At 62.0% G+C, this 20,104-nt stretch carries 7 protein-coding genes; 3 read left to right on the forward strand and 4 right to left on the reverse strand.

Features of this window, described 5'->3' with window-relative positions; translation table 11 throughout:
- Positions 1-479: 479 nt before the first annotated feature.
- A complete protein-coding gene (locus ACM6IT_RS06085) occupies positions 480-1,430 on the forward strand; it encodes a hypothetical protein (protein ID WP_414917701.1) in 951 nt (316 codons plus the stop codon).
- Between the two features lie 63 nt (positions 1,431-1,493).
- Here the strand turns inward: ACM6IT_RS06085 and ACM6IT_RS06090 are convergent, their stop codons facing one another.
- The gene (locus ACM6IT_RS06090) at positions 1,494-14,492 is read right to left on the reverse strand and encodes a non-ribosomal peptide synthetase (RefSeq protein WP_414917702.1); all 12,999 of its coding nucleotides are present in this window, start codon (positions 14,490-14,492) and stop codon (positions 1,494-1,496) included.
- A gap of 375 nt (positions 14,493-14,867) precedes the next feature.
- Between ACM6IT_RS06090 and ACM6IT_RS06095 the strand changes: the two genes are divergently transcribed.
- A complete protein-coding gene (locus ACM6IT_RS06095) occupies positions 14,868-15,416 on the forward strand; it encodes an RNA polymerase factor sigma-70 (RefSeq protein WP_095946262.1) in 549 nt (182 codons plus the stop codon).
- A 75-nt stretch (positions 15,417-15,491) separates the two neighbouring features.
- On the opposite strand, the gene ACM6IT_RS06100 is transcribed toward ACM6IT_RS06095, so the two are convergent.
- From ACM6IT_RS06100 to ACM6IT_RS06110, 3 genes are all read right to left on the reverse strand, one after another.
- The gene (locus tag ACM6IT_RS06100) at positions 15,492-16,505 is read right to left on the reverse strand and encodes a GNAT family N-acetyltransferase (RefSeq protein ID WP_414917703.1); all 1,014 of its coding nucleotides are present in this window, start codon (positions 16,503-16,505) and stop codon (positions 15,492-15,494) included.
- 75 nt (positions 16,506-16,580) lie between these two features.
- Positions 16,581-17,399 (reverse strand): substrate-binding periplasmic protein, encoded by an 819-nt coding sequence (locus ACM6IT_RS06105; protein ID WP_414917704.1) that lies wholly within the window; start codon positions 17,397-17,399, stop codon positions 16,581-16,583.
- A 92-nt stretch (positions 17,400-17,491) separates the two neighbouring features.
- Positions 17,492-18,118: a TetR/AcrR family transcriptional regulator gene (locus ACM6IT_RS06110; RefSeq protein WP_223541681.1), complete on the reverse strand. Its 627-nt coding sequence runs from the start codon at positions 18,116-18,118 to the stop codon at positions 17,492-17,494.
- 178 nt (positions 18,119-18,296) lie between these two features.
- On the opposite strand from ACM6IT_RS06110, the gene ACM6IT_RS06115 reads away from it, so the two are divergent.
- Positions 18,297-20,099, forward strand: coding sequence for an acyclic terpene utilization AtuA family protein (locus tag ACM6IT_RS06115; protein WP_414917705.1), 1,803 nt, complete (start codon positions 18,297-18,299; stop codon positions 20,097-20,099).
- Positions 20,100-20,104: the final 5 nt, after the last annotated feature.

Consider the following 20,104-nt stretch of genomic DNA (forward strand, 5'->3'; position numbering starts at 1 on the left):
AACTGTCAAGTCCGACAGTAGCCACCACCTTGTTTCGAATGGAAATCTAACCACTGTCGCAATCGCCGACATACAGACAGAATGCTTGAGAAGAAGGCATTGGCAGTGTGCTGAGGAGGTGTATTTGCGTGGTCGGCAGCGAATGCCCGCTCAACTCGGAAAAATTTTCGCGAACGCCCACCCTCTCAACCTTCAATACTTCAATACTTCAACACTTCAACACTTCAACACTTCAACACTTCAATACTTCAATACTTCGACACTTCGATACAAACAACCACCAAGATTTGCTCATGCTTAATGCGCGACGCCTGTTAGTTCCGACTTAGCCATTAGCCGACTTCCAGCGCCAACCAATTACAAAGCCACCAACAAACAGCAACAAACCCATAAAAACACAATTCAACCAGCATCAAAAATATAATCTAATCTAGCGACACCAAACACAGCCTCAAGCAAAACATTTCAAGGATGAAAAAATGACGTGCACTTTCACCCCAGCTAAAGACCTCACTACAGAAATCACCAAGCTCACCATTATCGCCAAAATAAAAAATGAATACTGGGCGGGCACCGACGACGACATTTACATAAGTTTTAATAATGAATCAGACGTCGATCTTTTTTGTAAAGCACCGAGAGTCGGGCAAAACATCTCGATCGACATTGACCTGCCCCGCGTCTTTGGCGCCAAGAGCCTGCGCCTTGGCCAATTGACCCGGATCGTGTTGCATCAGTTACCAGGTGTCCATCCAATCGCCAGTGATGACTGGGAACTCGAATCTCTGACAATTATTGTCAATGATATTTTTTCGAACATTTCATTAAACAAGATAAATGAATGGATTACTACAACCTCAAGTCATTATCAAATCGTATGGAGCGGGTATATCAATCGTGCAAACTGGTGCAATTCTGACGGGCGCCCCATCGACCTCAACGCCCATACTTACCCCGTCAGGTGGATGCCCTACTTGGCGGACCTGAAGTCCTGGCGAACTTATGACCCTTCGAAAATCGATGGTGCAGGACAGTTAGTTGGGATGATCGACGGGCACCTGATTGGAACAATTCTAAAAAACAACAAAAGCGAAATTATTGAGAGCAATGGACCAAACGATAGTTACACGTGGGTCTATACACCCGAAGGCTCGATCATTTACAAACGATGGAACCATGCCCTTCGCGCTGATTACACGAGACACAGCCAACTTGGCAGTGGTAAACCAGTCATCTGCGCAGGCGAGTTCAGAATTAACCGAATGAACAAAAGCTATGTCATCGAGGACATTGTTACGATGGTTAATGATGCTTCGGGACACTATCAACCAGATGGGCGTAATTGTTTACAGTATGTATCTGAAAAACTCGAGGCCCTGGGCCTGGATATGAGCCAAACCCGGTGGAGCTGGAAATCAACCCCTTCCTGAATCGCCCATACAAGCTGTCAGTCATGCATGACTGGCAGCTTGCACTGCGCTGCTATCTCAGCCTCACAACCCCTCCAGCTCCGCCATCAAATCATTCAAGCGATCCACCTTCTCCCCGGTGAGCTCGCTGGCCGCCAACCCGTCGATGTACCGGGCCAGTTCTTCCACCGTGCTGCATTCGAACATCGCCCGCAACGGCACCTCCTGTTGCAGGGTTTTCTGCACCCGCGAGGCGATTTGCGTGGCCAGCAGCGAATGCCCGCCCAACTCGAAGAAGTTGTCGCGAACGCCCACCTTCTCGACCTTCAACACCTCGGCCCAGATGTCTGCCAGGGCCTGCTCCAGCTCATTGCGTGGTGCCTGGTAATCCTGGCTTTGCAGCTGGCCGATCTCCAGCGCAGGCAAAGCCTTGCGGTCCAGTTTGCCGTTGGCGTTGAGCGGCAGCTTGTCCAGCCACAGCCAGTGCAGCGGCACCATGTATTCCGGCAGTTCGGCACGCAGGCGTTGCTTGATGCGCTCCAGGCGTTCAGCCGGATCGAACGCAACATCCGCCGCGACCAGATAGCCCACCAGATGCTTGCCGTTCGCCCCCTCCTGCACACTGACCGCTGCGTCACGAATTTCCGCTTGTTCATGCAGGCGAGCCTCGATTTCACCCAGTTCGATACGGTAACCACGGATCTTCACCTGATGATCGACACGGCCGACGTATTCCAGCACACCGTCACTGCGACGGCGGGCCAGGTCGCCGGTGCGATACAGGCGCTCACCCGGTGCGCCGAACGGGTTCGGCACAAATACCGGGGCGGTGCGCAGCGGATCGCCGACATAGCCGCGACCGACCCCGGTCCCCGCCACGCACAGCTCACCCACCGCGCCCAGCGGCACCAGTTCCAGCGCTCCGTCGAGCAGGTACAACTTGTTGTTGTCGGTCGGCGTGCCGATCGGCAGGTAGCTGCCGCGAGTCGAAGCCATATCGACGCGGAAGAACGCCACGTCATCCGAGCACTCCGCCGGGCCGTAGGCATTCACGAGGCCGATCTGCGGATAGCGCAGCAACCATTGATGCGCCAGTTCCGGCGGCATCGCTTCCCCCGTCGGCAGCATCCAGCGCAAGCCGTCTAGGCTCATGCGTTCCTGGGCGAGCATGCCCTGGATCAGCGAAGGCACGCTTTCCAGCACGGTGATGCCCTGGCTTTGCACATGGGCCAGCAACCCCTGGGGATCGTGGGCGATGGTGTTCGGCACAATGTCCACCCGTGCGCCGAACAACGGCGCGGCGAGGAACTGCCACACCGAAATATCGAAGCTTTGCGACGCGGTTTGCGCGATCACGTCGGCGTCGCTCAGGTTCAGGTACGGCACCTTGCTCAACTGGTTGTTGAGCATGCCGCGCTGTTCGACCATCACGCCTTTGGGCAAACCGGTGGAGCCGGAGGTGTAGATCACGTAGGCGAGGTTGTCCGGGCCGCTGTAGAGGCCTGGATTGTCCGCCGACAGCGCCAGGGTCTGGACCTCCTCCCAGACCAGCAGCCGTGGCCGGCTGGAGCAGCCGAACGCCTCAAGCAAGGCCTGCGCCTGCTCACGACACGCTTGCGTGCACACCAGCAACGGCGTGCGGCTCAGATCGATGATCCGGTTCAGACGCTGACTCGGCAAACCCGGGTCCAGCGGCAGGTAACCCGCCCCCGCCTTGAAGCTGCCGATGATCATGCCCAGCAAATCGAGGCTGCGTTCGGCCAGCAAGGCCACTGGCTGATCGCGCCCGACACCGGCGGCGATCAATGCATGGCCGAGGCGGTTGCTGCGCTGGTTCAGCTCCAGATAACTGTACTGGCGGTCCAGGCAACTGGCGGCAATCCGCTGCGGGTTCCGGGCAACCCGGGTTTCAAACAGTGCAACGTAGCTCTGCTCCAGCGGGTAATCCTGCTCGCTCTGGTTGCAGCCCTGGATGAGGAAATCCTGCTCCTCGGCCCCCAGCAACGGCAGGTCAGCCATGTCGCCATGGAAACCTTCCACCAACGCCAGCAGCAGACGCTTGAACTCACCGAGCATGCGCTCGACCGTGGTCTCATCGAAGTAGCGCTGGTCGTAGGACAGGTGCAAGCCCAGGTCATCCCCCGGATAGCACACGGCCGTGAGCGGGAAGTTGGTATGGGTCCGCCCCGAATCCGAGGTCGCGTTGAGGCTCTGCGCACGGTCCAGCACCGAGACTTCAACCGGGGCGTTTTCGAACACGAACAGGCTGTCGAACAGCGGCTGGCCCTTGGGCAGTTCGCTTTGCTCCTGGATGTTCACCAGCGGCAGGTATTCGTATTCACGCAGTTGCATGTTGTGGTCGAGCAGACCGCTGAGCCACTGGCGCACACTGCAACGCTGGCCGTCCTCGGGCATTTTCACCCGCAGCGCGATGCTGTTGATGAACAGGCCGACGGTGCGCTGCATCTGTGGCATGTCCACCGGACGCCCGGCCACGGTGACGCCGAACAGCACGTCGCGATCCCCGCTCAAGCGTCGCAGCACCAGTGCCCACGCCGCCTGGGCGAAGGTATTGATGGTCAGCTGATGGGCCTGGGCCAGTTCGCGCAATTGCACGCCGTCCCGGACATCGAGCCTTGTGTAGCGGTCGCCGACGATCATGCCGCCGCTGTCGCCGGCATGTTCGCGCAGCAATGGCCGGTCGCTCGGGATAGGCGTGGTCCGTTCGAACCCCTGCAGATTGGTTTTCCACCATTGCCGTGCTTCAGCCAGGCTTTGGTGCTGCAGCCAGCCGATGTAGTCGCGATAACGTGGCGGCATCGCCAACTGCGCTTCCCGGCCTTCGCCGAGGGCGCTGTAGATTTCGAAGAAATCGCTCATCAGCAGCGAACGGCACCAGGCATCGATGAGGATGTGGTGGTTGCTCATCATGAACCAGTAGCGCGCCTCGCCCACACGGATCAAACGCAATTGGAACGGCGCCTGGTTGAGCAGATCGAACCCGGCCTCGCGTTCGGTCTTGAGCAGGGATTGCAGTTTCGGCTCCTGCTCGGCTTCGGCGAGATCGCTCCAGTCGAGGTATTCGATCGGCGTGTCGCCCGGTTTGTGGATCACTTGCAGCATGTCTTCGCCGACGTTCCAGCAGAAGGACGCGCGCAAGGCTTCGTGGCGGGCGATCACTGCTTGCCAGGCCTGGGCGAAACGCTGCGGGTCGAGCTCGCTGTTGATGCGGTAGCGGTCCTGCATGTAGTACAGGCCGGTGCCCGGCTCCAGCAAGGTGTGCAGCAGCATGCCTTCCTGCATAGGGGTCAGCGGGTAGACGTCTTCGATGGCGGCGACCGGGACCGGCAGCGCATCCAGTTGCGTCTGGCTGAGATTCGCCAGCGGGAAGTCCGACGGCGTCAGGCCGCCCGCGTCGTCGCGCAGGCAATGCTCGATCAAGCTGCTCAACTCACCGAGGTAGGCATCTGCCAACTCGTTGATGGTTTGCCCATCGAAGCGTTCTGCGCTGAAAGTCCAGCGCAGTACCAGTTCACCGCCATACACCTGACCGTCGACGCTCAGCTCGTTGGGTAGCGGGGCATTGCCATCGTGGGCCGCGCCAAGGGCTTCATCCAGTGGATGGAACAGCGCGTCCGCGCCGAAGCTCTGGTCGAACTGGCCGAGGTAGTTGAAGGTGATCGGCGCCACCGGCAACCCGGCCATGCGCTGGCGACTCCGGTCATCGGCGAGATAGCGCAGCACGCCATAGCCCAGGCCTTTGTGCGGCACGGCACGCAGTTGCTCCTTGATCGCCTTGATCGACGCGCCCTGCCCGGCCGCTTCTTCGATGTTCGACGGGGTCAGGCGCAGCGGATAAGCGCTGGTGAACCAACCGACGGTGCGGGTCAGGTCGATGTCGTCGAACAGCGCTTCGCGGCCGTGGCCTTCCAGTTGAATCAGCGCCGATGGCTGACCGCTCCAGCGGCACAGCACGCGGGCCAATGCGGTCAGCAGCAAGTCGTTGACCTGGGTGCGATAGGCACTCGGTGCCTGTTGCAGCAACTGCCGGGTACGCTCGCTGTCGAGACGCACGCTGACGCTTTGCCCATGCCGGTTCTGCCGCCCGCCCTCGGGGTGATCGCAGGGCAGATCGGCAATTGGTCCGGCCAGGTGTGCCTGCCACCAATCCAGTTCCTCGCGCAAGGAATCGCTGCCGGCGTAGGCCTGCAAGCGAGCGGCCCAGTCTTTGAAGGCGCTGGTTTTCGCTGGCAGTTTCACCGACTGCTGCGCGTGCAGTTGGCGATACACGGTTTGCAGATCGTCCAGTAGCACGCGCCATGAAACGCCATCGATCAGCAAATGGTGAATCGCGATAAACAGCCGTTGCTGACCGTCGGGACCATCGACCAGCAACACACGCAGCAACGGCCCTTCTTCAAGATCGAGGCTGCGCTGGGCATCGGCGAACAAGGCTGCGCATTTGTCCATGGACGAAACGCGCACCTGCCACAACACCGGCGCTTCGGACATCGACTGGTGCGTGGCCTGCCATTGGCCGGCGACCTTGCTGAAACGCAGGCGCAAGGCGTCGTGCTGCTCGATCACCGCCAGCAGTGCTTGCTCCAGACGATGGGGTTCGAGGGCCACAGTCGGGTGCAGCAACAACGCCTGGTTCCAATGCTGGCGTTGCGGGATGTCGGTGTCGAAGAACCAGTGCTGGATCGGTGTCAGGTGCGACTCGCCGATGATCAGGCCCTGCTCGGCGCTGACCAGCTCGCTGCGGCTGGCCACGGCGGCGAGGGTCTGCACGGTCTGGTGCTGGAACAGGTCGCGGGGGCTGAAATGGATGCCCTGCTGCCGCGCCCGGCTGACCACCTGGATCGACAGGATCGAGTCGCCGCCCAGTTCGAAGAAGTTGTCATTGAGACCTACCTGTTCGACGTTGAGCACTTCGCACCAGATCTGCGCCAGCGTGACTTCAAGCTCGTTGCTCGGCGCCACGTACTGCTGACGGTTCAGCTCAGGGTCCGGTGCCGGCAGAGCACGGCGGTCGAGCTTGCCGTTGGTGGTCAGCGGCATGCGCGCCAGCAGGATAAGGTGCGTGGGCACCATGTAGTCCGGCAGTTGCGACTTGAGATGCGATTTGAGCGCTTCACGCAGTTCAGCCTGCTGCGCCTCGCCAAGCTCTGCGACGTCAGTCACCAGATAGCCGACCAGTTGCTTGCCGCTCGGTGCATCGAGCGCCAGCACCACCGCTTCACGGATCGATTCGTGCTCCAGCAGACAGGTTTCGATTTCACCGAGCTCGATGCGGAAGCCGCGAATCTTCACTTGATGGTCGATGCGACCGAGGTATTCCACCAGGCCATCGACGCGCTGGCGCACCAGGTCGCCGGTGCGGTAGATACGCCCGCCGCCGGCGACAAACGGATCGGCGACAAAGCGCTCCGCGGTCATGCCCGGACGCTGGTGATAACCCTGGGCCAGGCCCGCGCCACCGACGTACAACTCGCCCGTCACGCCTTGCGGCACCAACGCCAGGTCGGCGTCGAGAATGTAGGCCACGCGATCGCCGATCACGCTGCCGATCGGTACACTTGCGGCGCCCTCTTCCAGTACTTCAGGGGCGAGACCGGCCAGCGGCATGACCACGGTTTCGGTCGGGCCGTAGGCGTTGAAGAACTGGCTCGGCTGGAAGGCTGCGCGAATGCGTGCCAGGTGTTCACCGGTCAGCGCTTCGCCGCCGGTAATGATCATGCGCACCGGCAGGGTTTCATTTTGCGTTGCCAGCCATTGCGCCAACTGGCTGCCGTAGCTCGGCGTGAAACCGAGGACATTGATGTGATGACGACGGATCAGGCCGCAGATTTCTTCCGCGTCCCACTGCCCTTGAGCCCGCAGCACCACTTGCGCACCGCTGAGCAACGGCACCAGCAAACGCTCCGTGGCAGCGTCGAAGTTGATCGAATAGAAGTGCAGTTCGCAGTCATCGGCGCGCATGGCGAAGCGCTCGATCACCGCGCGGCAATGCATGGCGATTTCGCCGTGGGACACCACCACGCCTTTCGGCTTGCCGGTCGAGCCCGAGGTGTAGATCAGGTACGCCTGATGCTGCGCCAGGCTGATCAGCGGCAGCTCGGTGGCCGGGTAACTGACCAGTGCCGCCGCGTCTTCTTCAAGGCACCAGCGGCCGACGGTCGCCGGCAACTCGCCCAAAGCCTTGAACATCGCCGCATCGCTGAGCAGCAAACCGATGCCGCTGTCTTCGATCATGTAGTGCAAGCGGTCCAGCGGGTACTCCGGATCCAGCGGCACATAGGCGCCGCCAGCCTTGAGGATCGCCAGCAGGCCGACAACCATCTCCAGCGAGCGCTCCAGTGCCAGGCCTACGCGCACCTGCGGACCGACACCGCGTTCACGCAGCATCCAGGCCAGGCGGTTGGCGCGACTGTCGAGTTCGGCGTAGCTCAAGGTCTGCCCGGCGAAGGTCAGGGCCGGAGCGTCTTTGCGCGTCAAGGCTTGCTCGGCGAACAGGTGATGGATGCACTGATCCAGCCGATGTTCGCCCGGCTCGACGCCAAGGCTGTCGAGCAGGTGTTGTTGTTCGCCACTGGCCAGCAGCGGCAACTCACTCAAGCGCTGCTGCGGATCGGCAATCAGTGCTTGCAGAAGATTGCGCCAATGCCGGGCCATTTGCGCGATACGCGCTTCGTCGAACAGATCGGTGCTGTAGGTCAGGCAGCAACCCAGGCGATGGTCGAGGTCGGTGACTTCCAGGTTGAGGTCGAACTTGGTCGCGCGGGCATCGTTGGCCAGGTACTCGACCGTCATGCCGGCCAGGGTGCGGCTTTGCTGGAACTCCCAGCGCTGCACGTTGCACATCACCTGGAACAACGGGTTGTAGGCCGCGCTTCGGGGTGGTTGCAAGGCTTCCACCAGATGATCGAACGGCAGGTCCTGATGGGACTGGCCTTCGATCACCGTGTGGCGCACCAGCTCGAACAACTCGCCGACAGACATCTGCCCGTCGAGCCGGCAGCGCAGCACTTGGGTATTGAGGAACGCACCGATCAACCCTTCGCTTTCCGGACGAATGCGGTTGGCCACCGGCGCGCCGATACGCAGGTCGGTCTGGCCGCTGTAGCGGTACAGCAGCGTGGCCAGGGCGGCGGTCATGGTCATGAACAGGGTCAGGCCGTTTTGCCCGTTGAAGGCGCGAACCCGTGCCGCGAGCTCATCACTGAGGTCAAAGCGATACAACTCACCCTGATGGCTTTGCACCGGCGGACGCGGACGGTCGGTCGGCAACTCCAACAATGGGTGTTCGCGGCCCAGTTGCGCGCTCCAGTAATCGAGCTGGCGCTGACGCTCGCCGGACTCCAGCCACTGACGCTGCCACACGCTGTAATCCAGGTACTGCACCGGCAATGGCGCCAGCGGTGATTCACGATCATCGACGAACGCTTCGTACAGCGCGCTCAGTTCCCGGGCAAAAATGTCCATTGCCCAGCCTTCGGTGACGATGTGGTGCAGGGTCAGAACGAAGTAGTGTTCCTGTTCGGCGGTCTTGACCAGACAGGCGCGCAGCAGCGGTCCGGTTTCCAGATCGAATGGCTGGTGCGCTTCATCGTCGGCCAGTTGCTGGACCTGCCACTCGCGGACTTCGTCATCCAGCGCGGTGAAATCCTTCCAATCCATGCGCACGCCGGTTTGCCCGTGTACTTGCTGGCGGGCGACGCCGTCGATGCTCGGGAACGTGGTGCGCAGGGTTTCGTGACGCAGGATCAGGGCTTGCAGCGCCGCCTCGAAACGCGCTACGTCGAGCACGCCACACAACCGCGCCATGCCCCCGACGTTGTAGGCCGGGCTGTCCGGCTCCATCTGCCAGAGGAACCACATGCGCTGCTGGGAATAGGACAGCGGCACCGGTTGGCTGCGGTCGACTTTTTCAATGGGCGGCTGCTTGTTGGTGCTGCCACTGACCTGGATCAGGCGAACCTGTTCGGCAAATGCACCGAGTTCGCTGTGTTCGAACAGTACCCGCAGCGGCAACTCGACATCGCAGGCCTGGCGGGTGCGGGAGATGATTTGCGTGGCCAGCAGCGAGTGGCCGCCGAGGGCAAAAAAATCATCGCGCAAACCGACTTGCGCCAGGCCCAGCACTTCGCGCCAGATTCCGGCGACGTGTTGCTCCAGTTCAGTCACTGGCTCGACGTGTTCGCGAACCTGCCACTGCGGTTCCGGCAAGGCGCGGCGATCGAGTTTGCCGCTCGGGCCGAGGGGCATTTGTTCCAGGCGCATCAATTGTGCCGGGACCATGTATTCGGGCAGTTCGGCGGCCAAAGCGCTTTTCAGGCGTGCGGTTTGCCCGGCTTCCTCCCCGGCATGGTTCGCTGCGGTGTAGTAACCGATCAACTGCGCCCCGGCCACGGTGTCGCGCACCAGCACCACGGCTTGCGCAACGCCGTCCTGGGCCAGCAGGCGCGCCTGGATTTCCTCCGGCTCGACGCGGAACCCGCGCAACTTGACCTGCTGATCGAGACGGCCGAGGTATTCGATCACCCCATCCGCCGTCCAGCGCGCCCGGTCGCCAGTGCGATACAGGCGCGCGCCCGGCTCGCCCAACGGATCGACCACGAAGCGTTCGGCGGTCAACGCCGGGCGACCGAGGTAACCACGGGCCAGGCCAACGCCGCTGATGCACAACTCACCCGGCACACCGACCGGAACGGGATTGAGATCACTGTCGAGCACGCGGCAAATCACATTGCCCAGCGGCCGGCCAATCGGCGAGCGTTCGCCATCGGCGCTGGAGCATTGCCAGTGGGTGACGTTGATTGCGGTTTCAGTCGGTCCGTAGCGGTTGTGCAATTGCACTGCCGGCAGTTGCGCCAGCACCCGGTTGCGCAGCTCCGCCGGCAAGGCCTCGCCCCCGGAGAACACCCGGCGCAGGCTGGTACATTCAGCGCTCAGCGGCTCCTCGATGAACAGCGAAAGCAGCGGCGGCACGAAGTGCAACGTGGTCACGCCGTACGCTTGCACCAACTGCGCGATGCGATGCGGATCGCGGTGTTCGCCGGGACCGGCGATCAGCAAACGTGCGCCAGTGATCAGCGGCCAGAAGCACTCCCACACCGACACATCGAAACTGATCGGCGCCTTTTGCATCAGCACATCGGTTTCGTTCAGGCGGTAAGTGTCCTGCATCCATTGCAGGCGCTCGGCCAGCGCGGCGTGGGTGTTGCCGACGCCTTTGGGCTGGCCCGTGGAGCCGGAGGTGTAAATCACATAGGCAAGGTTGTCGCCGTACAGGTGCAACCCCGGCGCATGGCTCGGCCAGCCGTCCAGGTGCAGGGTGTCCATGGCGATCACGCTGACGCCGTCAGTCGCTGGCAGGCACTCAAGCAATCGGGTTTGCGTCAGCAGCAATTCAACACCGCTGTCGCTGAGCATGTAGGCCAGGCGTTCGGCCGGGTACTCCGGGTCCAGCGGCACGTAGGCTCCACCGGCCTTGAGGATCGCCAGCAGGCCGATCAGCAGTTGCGGCGAACGTTCGCAGGCGATGGCCACGCAAACGTCCGGGCCAACGCCTTTGTCGCGCAGGTAATGGGCCAGACGGTTGGCCCGGGTGTGCAGTTCGACGAAGTCCATCTGGCCACCGTCCCACACCAGCGCGATGCGCTGCGGGGTCTGGCGCGCCTGCTCAGTGAGCCACTCCGGCAGCCATTGGCTGGCCGCTGCGCAGGGTGCGCTGGCCCAGTCCGATTGCTGATGGTGCTCGGCAGCGGTCAACAGCGGCAGGTCACCGATGGCGGTGTCCGTTTGATCGCAGACAGCGCGCAGCAGGTTGCTGAAATGCTCGGCCAGGCGCTCGATGGTGGCGGCCTCGAACAATTCGCTGGCGTAGTCGAAGGACAGGGTCAGGCGACCGTTGCGGTCTTCTTCACTGTGCAACTGCAAATCGAACTTGGCTTCGCGGCTATGCCAGGGCAACTCTTCGGCCAACAACCCCGGCAAGCGCTTCAATGCGCCGAGGTCCCGTTGCTGGTGGTTGAACATGACCTGGAACAGACCTTGTTCACGGGCTTGCGGGAAGGCTTCCAGCAGTTGCTCGAACGGCAGGTCCTGATGCGCCTGCGCACCCAACGCCGCCTGACGGGTCTGCGCCAGCAGCTCAACGAATGGCAGGCGCGAGTCCACCTCGGCACGCAGCACCTGGGTATTGATGAAGAAACCGATCAGGCCCTGGGTTTCCAGGCGCGGACGGTTGGCATTGGGCACGCCGATACGGATATCACCCTGGCCGCTGTAGCGGTGCAACAAGGTCTGGAACGCAGCCAGCAACAGCATGAAGGCGGTCGATTCATGGGCCTGGGCGGTCTGGCGAATCCCATCGCTCAGGGGAGCGCCCAGACGCACGGTGTGGCGAGCGGCGCTGTGCAGTTGTTGGGCAGCACGTGGATGGTCGGTGGCCAGGCTCAGGGTTGGATGCTCATCACCCAAGCGGTCTTTCCAGTAGGCCAGTTGACGCTCGCCTTCCCCTTGCGCCAGCCATTGCCGCTGCCAGCTGCCGTAATCGGCGTACTGCGTCGGCAACGGCGCCAGCTCCGCTTGCTGGCCCTGGGAGGCGGCCGCATACAGGCGCGAGAACTCGTCGATCAGCACGTTCAGCGACCAGCCGTCAGCGATGATGTGGTGCATCGTCACCAGCAACTGATGGTCTTCGTCGTCGAGGCGAACCAGCGTCACCCACAGCAACGGGCCTTTCTCCAGGTCGAATTGGGTTCGCGCTTCGTCCTCTCGAATCTGCTGCGCCCGGGCCTCGCGCTCGGCGGTCGGCAGGTCGCTGATATCGATCAGTTGCAGGTTGAACCCGGCCGCCGCAACGACCTGTTGCAGCGCCACCCCGTCGCGCTCGAAGAATCGCGTGCGCAGGGATTCGTGGCGCTCGATCAACTGCTGGAAACTGGCGCGCAAGGCGTCCTCATCCAGTTCGCCGCGCAGGCGCAAGGCACCGGGAATGTTGTAGGCGCTGCTTTGCGGGTCGAGTTGCCAGGTGATCCACAGGCGGTTTTGTGCCAGCGATTGCGGCATCGGTTGCTGGCGCGACAGCGCCGTGATCGCGCCCTGGGCCAGGCCACCGTCCTGTTGCAGACGGGCCACGACATCGGCGAATGCGCCGAGGGTCGGCGCTTCGAACAGCAGACGCAGGTTCAACTCCAGACCGAGCTCTTCACGCAGGCGCGCCACCACTTGCGTCGCCGCTATGGAGTTGCCGCCGAGCAGGAAGAAATGATCATCGGCGCCCACCTGCGTCACTTGCAACTGCTCACACCAGATCTGGCCGATCAGGCTTTGCAGCTCGGAGCCCGACTCGATCCGGCCTGCACTTTGTGTGGCGGCCGACGGGAACATCGCGTAGCTGTCGAGACTGCCGTCCGCCAGACGATTGCGACACGCCGAGCGCTGCAATTTACCGCTGGAGGTCTTGGGCAGCGCGCCCGGATTGAGCAGCACCACCACGCTCGGCGCTTGCTGATACGCCTCGGCGACGGCTTGGCGAATGGCTTTGATCAAGGATTCCGGTGGCAGGATTTTCTGCACGCTGCGGCTGATTTCGGCGGCGATGCCGATACCTTCCTGACCATCAACCGTAACGGCAAAGGCGGCAACCCGGCCTTTGCGCACCACTTCCACTTCGCGCTCGACGGTCTGCTCGATGTCCTGCGGGTACAGGTTGTGCCCGCGCACGATCAGCATGTCCTTCAGGCGCCCGGTGATGAACAGCTCGCCATTGCGCAGGAAACCCAGGTCCCCGGTGCGCAGCCAGGTCTGGCCGGCGTGCCGGACGAAGGCCTTGGCCGACGACTCGGGATTGCGCCAGTAGCCTGAGGCGATGCTCGGCCCGCTGGCCCAGACTTCGCCGACGACGTTGTCGGCCTGCTCGCTGAGGGAGACCGGGTCGATGATCAGCACCGCGTGCGCCGGTTGGCTGATACCGCAACTCATGATCGCGCTGCCCTCGCCCGCTTCGACTCGGTTCTGCGCCAGGGCCTGATCGTCCACCCGCAGGTTGCCGATGCCTTTGCCGCGCGCGGTGCCGGCCACGAACAAGGTGGCTTCGGCCAGACCATAGGAGGCCATGAAGCTGTCCGCGGTGAAACCGCAGGTGGCGAACTTCCCGGCGAAGCGTTCCAGGGTATCGAGGCGGATCGGTTCGGAACCGGAATACGCCACGCGCCAGCCACTCAGGTCGAGCCGCTCCAGGGCTGACTCGCTGACCCGTTCGCTGCACAAGCGATAGGCAAAATCCGGCCCGCCGCTGATGGTGCCGCCGTATTCGCTGATCGCCTCCAGCCAGCGCAACGGCCGGCCGAGGAAATACGCCGGGGACATCAACACACAGGGCACGCCGCTGAAAATCGGCTGCAGCAGGCCGCCGATCAGGCCCATGTCGTGGTACAGCGGCAGCCAGCTGACGATGACGTCGTCGGGGTTCAGGTCAATGCCGAAACCGTGGCGAATCAGCAATTCGTTGGCCACCAGATTGCCGTGGCTGACTTGCACGCCTTTGGGCAGCGCGGTGGAGCCGGAGGTGTATTGCAGGAAGGCGATGTGATCGGCCTGCAGGTCCACCGCGACCCAGCGCTCGGCCAGTGCGCCGTCGAGGGTATCGACACACAGCAGCGGCGGCGCCCCTTCGATCTGCTGCAACCCTTCGCGCAGTCCGGCGCTGGTCAGCAGCAAGCGTGGCTGGGCATCGCTGATGATCGACAGCAGGCGCTCCTGATGATGACGGCGCGTCGACTCCGGCGGATAAGCCGGCACCGCGATCACCCCGGCGTACAGGCAACCGAAGAACGCCGCGACGTAATCCGGGCCGCTGGGGAACAGCAACACCGCGCGGTCGCCGACATCCGTTTGGGTCTGCAACGCGCCGGCAATCGTCCGCGCCCGCAAGTCCAGTTCGCGATAGCTGAGCAGCACCGCCTGGTCCTGGGTTTCGGCGAGAAAGCGCAGGGCCACCCGATCCGGCGTCAGGGCCGCGCGGCGCTGAAGGGCTTGGACCATTGTGCTGGGGAGTTCGAACGCGTCGATCATGAGGTTTCCTGCCTGAATTCGGCTTGCAATTGGAATCGGTTTTCTGACGTCGCACCCTGATCGAGGGCGCGCAGGACACGGTCTTCGCCGACCGCGCAAGGCATTGGCAATGCGGTTGTGACCGGGGCTGCTGCCCGGTTCCATTCACCAATGAGAACGGATGACGCCTGGAAATAATTAGTCGCCAGGCTGGAACGCAAAGTGGACGCAAGTGAGTCAGCGTGTCGCAGTTCTCACTCTGCACTTTTACAGCCCATTAGTTCTTCTTCTCATTTGACAATAATTATCATTAAGCCTAATTTGTCGCTCGATGTGTAGGACGGCCCCCGGTTTTTTTCCCCGTCCCACTAACCTTTTGGCAGCAGGGTGATTTCCATGATGGAACCAGTATCCACAAGCAGGTGCGATACACCGCTACTTCAGGCATTCGTCGACAATCGACTGATCCTGGTGAAGATTGCAGCCCGAATTACCGGTTGCCGCTCACGTGCCGAAGATGTTGTGCAGGATGCTTTCTTCCGGCTGCAATCGGCCCCGCCCATCACCAGTTCGATCAAGGCCCAGCTCAGCTACCTGTTCCAGATCGTGCGCAACCTGGCGATCGACCATTACCGCAAGCAGGCGCTGGAGCAGAAGTATTCCGGTCCTGAAGAGGAAGGGCTGAATGTGGTGATCCAGGGCGCGTCCCCGGAAACCTCGCACATCAATTTCTCGACCCTGGAGCACATTGCCGATGCGTTGACCGAGTTGCCGAGCCGCACCCGCTACGCCTTCGAGATGTATCGCCTGCACGGCGTACCGCAAAAGGACATCGCCAAGGAACTCGGCGTCTCACCGACCCTGGTGAACTTCATGATCCGTGATGCGTTGGTGCATTGCCGCAAGGTGTCGGGCAACCGGGGTGATATGGCTGCTCGCCAATAAGATCCAGGATCTGCATCGCGCCCTTCGCGAGCAAGCCTGAGACTCAAGACCACAACGAATCTTGAGTCTCAGGCTTCAAGCCAGTCTGCACCGATCAAAAAACCGCTCCCGCCCCAACACCATCAAGGCCGCGCGCTTGTGCGGGAAGTCGAACTCTTTCTCACAGTGAAAGCGCTGCTCCTGCATGTACCCGATCATCTTCGCGTTATCGGCACGGGGCTCGGCCACCACGCGCCGGGTGCGCGGATCATCGAGAAACAGGTAATGCACCAGCGCCGATAACCAGCTCGCCACCTTGTGCGGGCCGCGGTGATTTTCTTCGCCCACCAGCATGTGAATGCCACGGTCGTAATCGCCGGCCTCATAGAAGGGTGCGATGCGATCTTCCTTGGCCCAGTAGGCTTCGAAATAAGCGAAGGGTTGGTCGTCGAAACAACCGATCAGCGTCAGCGTGTGCGGGTCGGCTTCGAGTTTGCTCAGGTATTGGCGATGCTGGTCGAGGCTGCCCTCCTCCTGCCAGAAACTCGCGACTCGCGGGCTGTTCTGCCAGCGGTTGAAGCGTGCCAGGTCTTGCTCGATGTCCAGCGTGCGCAGGGAAACCCGGGCACCCAGCCGCGCATCGAAGCGTTGATACACTTCCCCCCGGGGCTTGACCGGCCGCCGTGGGTGGCGCTTGCCGTCGGTGATGAGCATCTGCTGCGGGTAGCTGCCGGTCAGGGAATGCCCCAGCCACGGCGGCGGCAACTGCCAGAACACGGTGCGCTCGCAGTGATACTGGCCGCTGACGGGAGTCGGAATCAGCAGACCGCTGGACACGGCTTCGTCCGGCACCTCTTGCAGTTGCCAGGTCAGACGCTGACAGTCAGGGTCACGAGCGAACAGCCAGTAACAGGCCGTCCACAATGCCTGCCCTTCAGGGCGACTGAAGCGCTCCTCCAGTTGCACGTTCAACTCCCGGCCACGACTGAGCCGCAAGGCGGGCAACGGTTGCCCTTCCAGGCTGAGGCTCAGGCGGCAATCGGTTTCATCAGCGGCAAGACAACTGCCCGTCGGCAGACACAGGGCAGTCAGGTCATTGAGATTGGGCATGGGGCGGGCTCACGATAATCGTCGACAGTTCAACGAAGTGACGTGAGCCAGGGCGGGAAATTTAGCCAAAAACCGTCAATTGGCAACTTGGGGCACCGGTGCATTGCGCTGGACCGGCACCAGCGCAATCTTGTACGGCTCGAAAATCTTCAACATCTGGCCGTTGTCCCGCAAGCCTTGCAACAACTTGCCGAATGCCTCGCCGCTGATGGGTGCGGTCGGACGCAGAATGGCGTAATGGTGATAGACCTGGTCGACGCGCTGGGACGCCAGCAAACTGCCGGCGACTTTTTCATTGCGCAGGAAGTAGTCGCTCAGGTACGAACGTGTGACCAGGGCAATGTCGGCCCGGTCGCGTAAAACCATCAGCAGATTGCTGTCATGGGAATAAGTCAGCGTGGCGTTGTAGTTTTTCGCGAGGTACAGAGGGTCGGCATTGAAGTTGGCGAACTCGTAGTGATAGCCGCTGAACAGTGCCAGGCGCTTGCCTTTCAGGTCGGCAAAATAGCTTTGCTGTCGATCGGGCAGGCGTTGCGCAACAAAAATCTCGGCGTCCTCCAGCCCCATGTCGACGGCCGTGTGGGGGATCTCTTCCCAACCCCAGGCGGGATTTTCGAAAATGGCCATGTCGACCCGGCCCTGCTTGAAATCACCGAAGCGCCGAGGAATGGAGGTGGGCACCAGGACAAACTGGTAGTCAGTTTGCGATGCATTCAGGGCCTCGACCAGTTGCGGCAGCAACCCGGTATCGGCCCCGGATTCCGGGCGCACGGTATAGGGCGGAAAGTGCGCGGCACCTATGCGCACCAGTTGCGCAGCCTGGGACGGCATCATCGTTGACGCCGTAAGCATCGCCAGCAAAAGCCGCGAGGCTGACCGAATTGGCGAACCCATCAAAACGCCCCACTCCCCAATAAAACGGTACCCATGCATTCAAGCTAGGCGGTTTCGACAAGTTAGCCAGTTTAATGCTGGCCAATACAAGCTTATTGCCGGTCTTCCAGCACCAGAATCAGCGCTTCATCGGCCAACTGATCGAGACTCATGCTGCCGCCGGCACGAAACCAGGTGGTGGTCCAGGACAATGCACCGGTCAGGAAGCGGCGGGTGATGAACACATCGCCACGGATAAACCCCGCGGACTTGGCTTCACCCAGCACTTGCAGCCAGATGTCTTCGTAGATGTCCCGCAGCGCCAGGACCTTGGCCTGGCCCTCTTCGGACAGCGAGCGCCATTCGTAGACCAGCACGGCCATGGCCTCACCGCTGCCGCCCATGATCGACTGCAACTCACAGCGAATCAGCGCAAGCACCTGCTCGCGCACACTGCCGGCCTCGGCGATGGCCGCACGCATCAACGCGGTGTTGTAGAGAATGGTCTCCTCCATCACGGCGCGCAGGATTTCGTCCTTGCTCTTGAAGTGATGGAAAATACTCCCGGACTGAATGCCCACGGCGCCGGCCAGGTCGCGCACGGTCGTGCGTTCATAGCCTTTATTGCGAAACAGGTGGGCCGCCACTTGCAGCAGCTTGCCACGGGCGCTGTCCGGGTCGGTCAGTTGGCCGTCGTCGACCAATTGGCGCATCACCCTCAGGGCTTTTTGCTCGTCCACCCGTTCTCTCCTACAGTCGTTCAATCAATAACGCCGATCCCCCCGAAAACAGTGGGGTTGCGCGGGCAATTTAAGCGCAAGGATGCAACCAAGCAAGCGCTTGGGCAGAAGAAAATCAAGTCATTTACAAACCAAGCGCTTGCTTGGTAATGTCGACACACTTCGGTTGGAGGTGGCTATGGAATGGACTGCGCCTAAAACAATTCGCATCGGTTGCGCCAGCGCCTTCTGGGGCGATACCTCGACCGCTGCCGCGCAACTGGTCGAACACGGGCATCTGGACTATCTGGTCTTCGATTACCTGGCCGAAATCACCCTGTCGATCATGGCCGGCGCACGGATGAAAGATCCCCAGGCCGGCTATGCGGGCGACTTCATCGAAGTGCTCGCGCCCTTGCTGGGGCAGCTCGCGCAGCAGAACATCCGGGTCATCAGCAATGCCGGCGGGGTCAACCCCCAAGCCTGCGCCGCCGCCCTGCAAGCGGCCTGCGACAAGGCCGGGGTGGCGCTGAAGATCGCCGTGCTGCTGGGTGACGATCTGCAGCCGCAATTCAAACAGCTGGGCAACCTGGGCATTCGTGAAATGTTCAGCGGCGCGCCCCTGCCATCGATGTGCGTCTCGACCAATGCCTACCTCGGCGCACCCGGCATTGTCGAAGCCCTGCGCCTGGGGGCGGACATCGTGATCACCGGGCGCGTGGTCGATAGTGCGGTGGTCAGCGCCGCGCTGGTGCATGAGTTCGGCTGGTCGTGGCATGACTACGACAAGCTCGCCCAGGCGGCACTGGCCGGGCACATCATCGAATGCGGCGCCCAGTGCACGGGCGGCAACTTCACCGACTGGCGCGCCGTGCCCGACTACGAACACATCGGTTTTCCCATCGTCGAAGTCAGCGCCGACAGCCAGTTCATCGTCAGCAAACCTGAAGGTACGGGCGGGCTGGTCACGCCGCTGACGGTGGGCGAACAGATGCTGTATGAAATCGGTGACCCTCGCGCATACCTGCTGCCCGACGTGGTGTGCGATTTCACTCAGGTCAAACTGCTGCAACAGGGCAGGAACGCGGTGCAGGTGCACGGCGCCAGAGGCCTGCCGCCGACCGCTCAATACAAGGTCAGCGCCACGTACCCCGATGGTTTCCGCTGCACCGCCAGTTGCCTGATCGCCGGCATCGATGCCGTCGACAAGGCGCGACGGGTCGGTGACGCGATCATCAACAAGACCTCGGAAATGTTCCGCCAGCGCGGCTGGGCGCCCTACAGCGACGTGAGTATCGAGTTGCTGGGCAGCGAGGCCACCTACGGCCCCCACGGCCAGCGCCATGACAGCCGCGAAGTGGTGATCAAACTCGCGGTGCGTCATCCGGACAAGCAGGCATTGATCGTGTTCTCCCGGGAAATCGCCCAGGCCGCCACCGGCATGGCGCCGGGGCTGACCGGCATTGTCGGTGGCCGGCCGACGGTGTATCCGCTGATCCGGCTGTTCTCGTTCCTGATCGACAAAACCGCCTGCACGCTGGACATTGATTTCATGGGCCAGCGCCACCCGTATGCCCTGCCCGCCCTCGATGTGCTCGACCCGCTGGACCTGCCAGCCCCGCTCGCGCCGCCGAAACCGCTTGGCCTGGCCGACGCCAGCGTGGCCCTGGTCAAACTGGCGGTTGCACGCTCGGGCGACAAGGGTAACCACAGCAATATCGGCGTCATGGCCCGCGAGCCGGAGTTCCTGCCATGGATTGCCGAGGCCTTGACCCCGGAAGTGATCGTCGACTGGATGGGCCACGTCCTCGACCCCATCCACGGGCGGGTCGAACGCTGGTACTTGCCGGCCAGCCACAGCCTGAATTTCCTGCTGGAAAACGCCCTCGGCGGCGGCGGTGTCGCCAGCCTGCGCATCGATCCGCAAGGCAAGGCCTTCGCCCAGCAACTGCTGGAAATCCAGATCCCGGTGCCGCAGCGCATCGCCGACCAGTTCAACTAGAGGAT

It is taken from the genome of Pseudomonas sp. IT-P4 (genome assembly GCF_949767755.1).
Taxonomy (GTDB): Bacteria; Pseudomonadota; Gammaproteobacteria; order Pseudomonadales; family Pseudomonadaceae; genus Aquipseudomonas; species Aquipseudomonas monachiensis.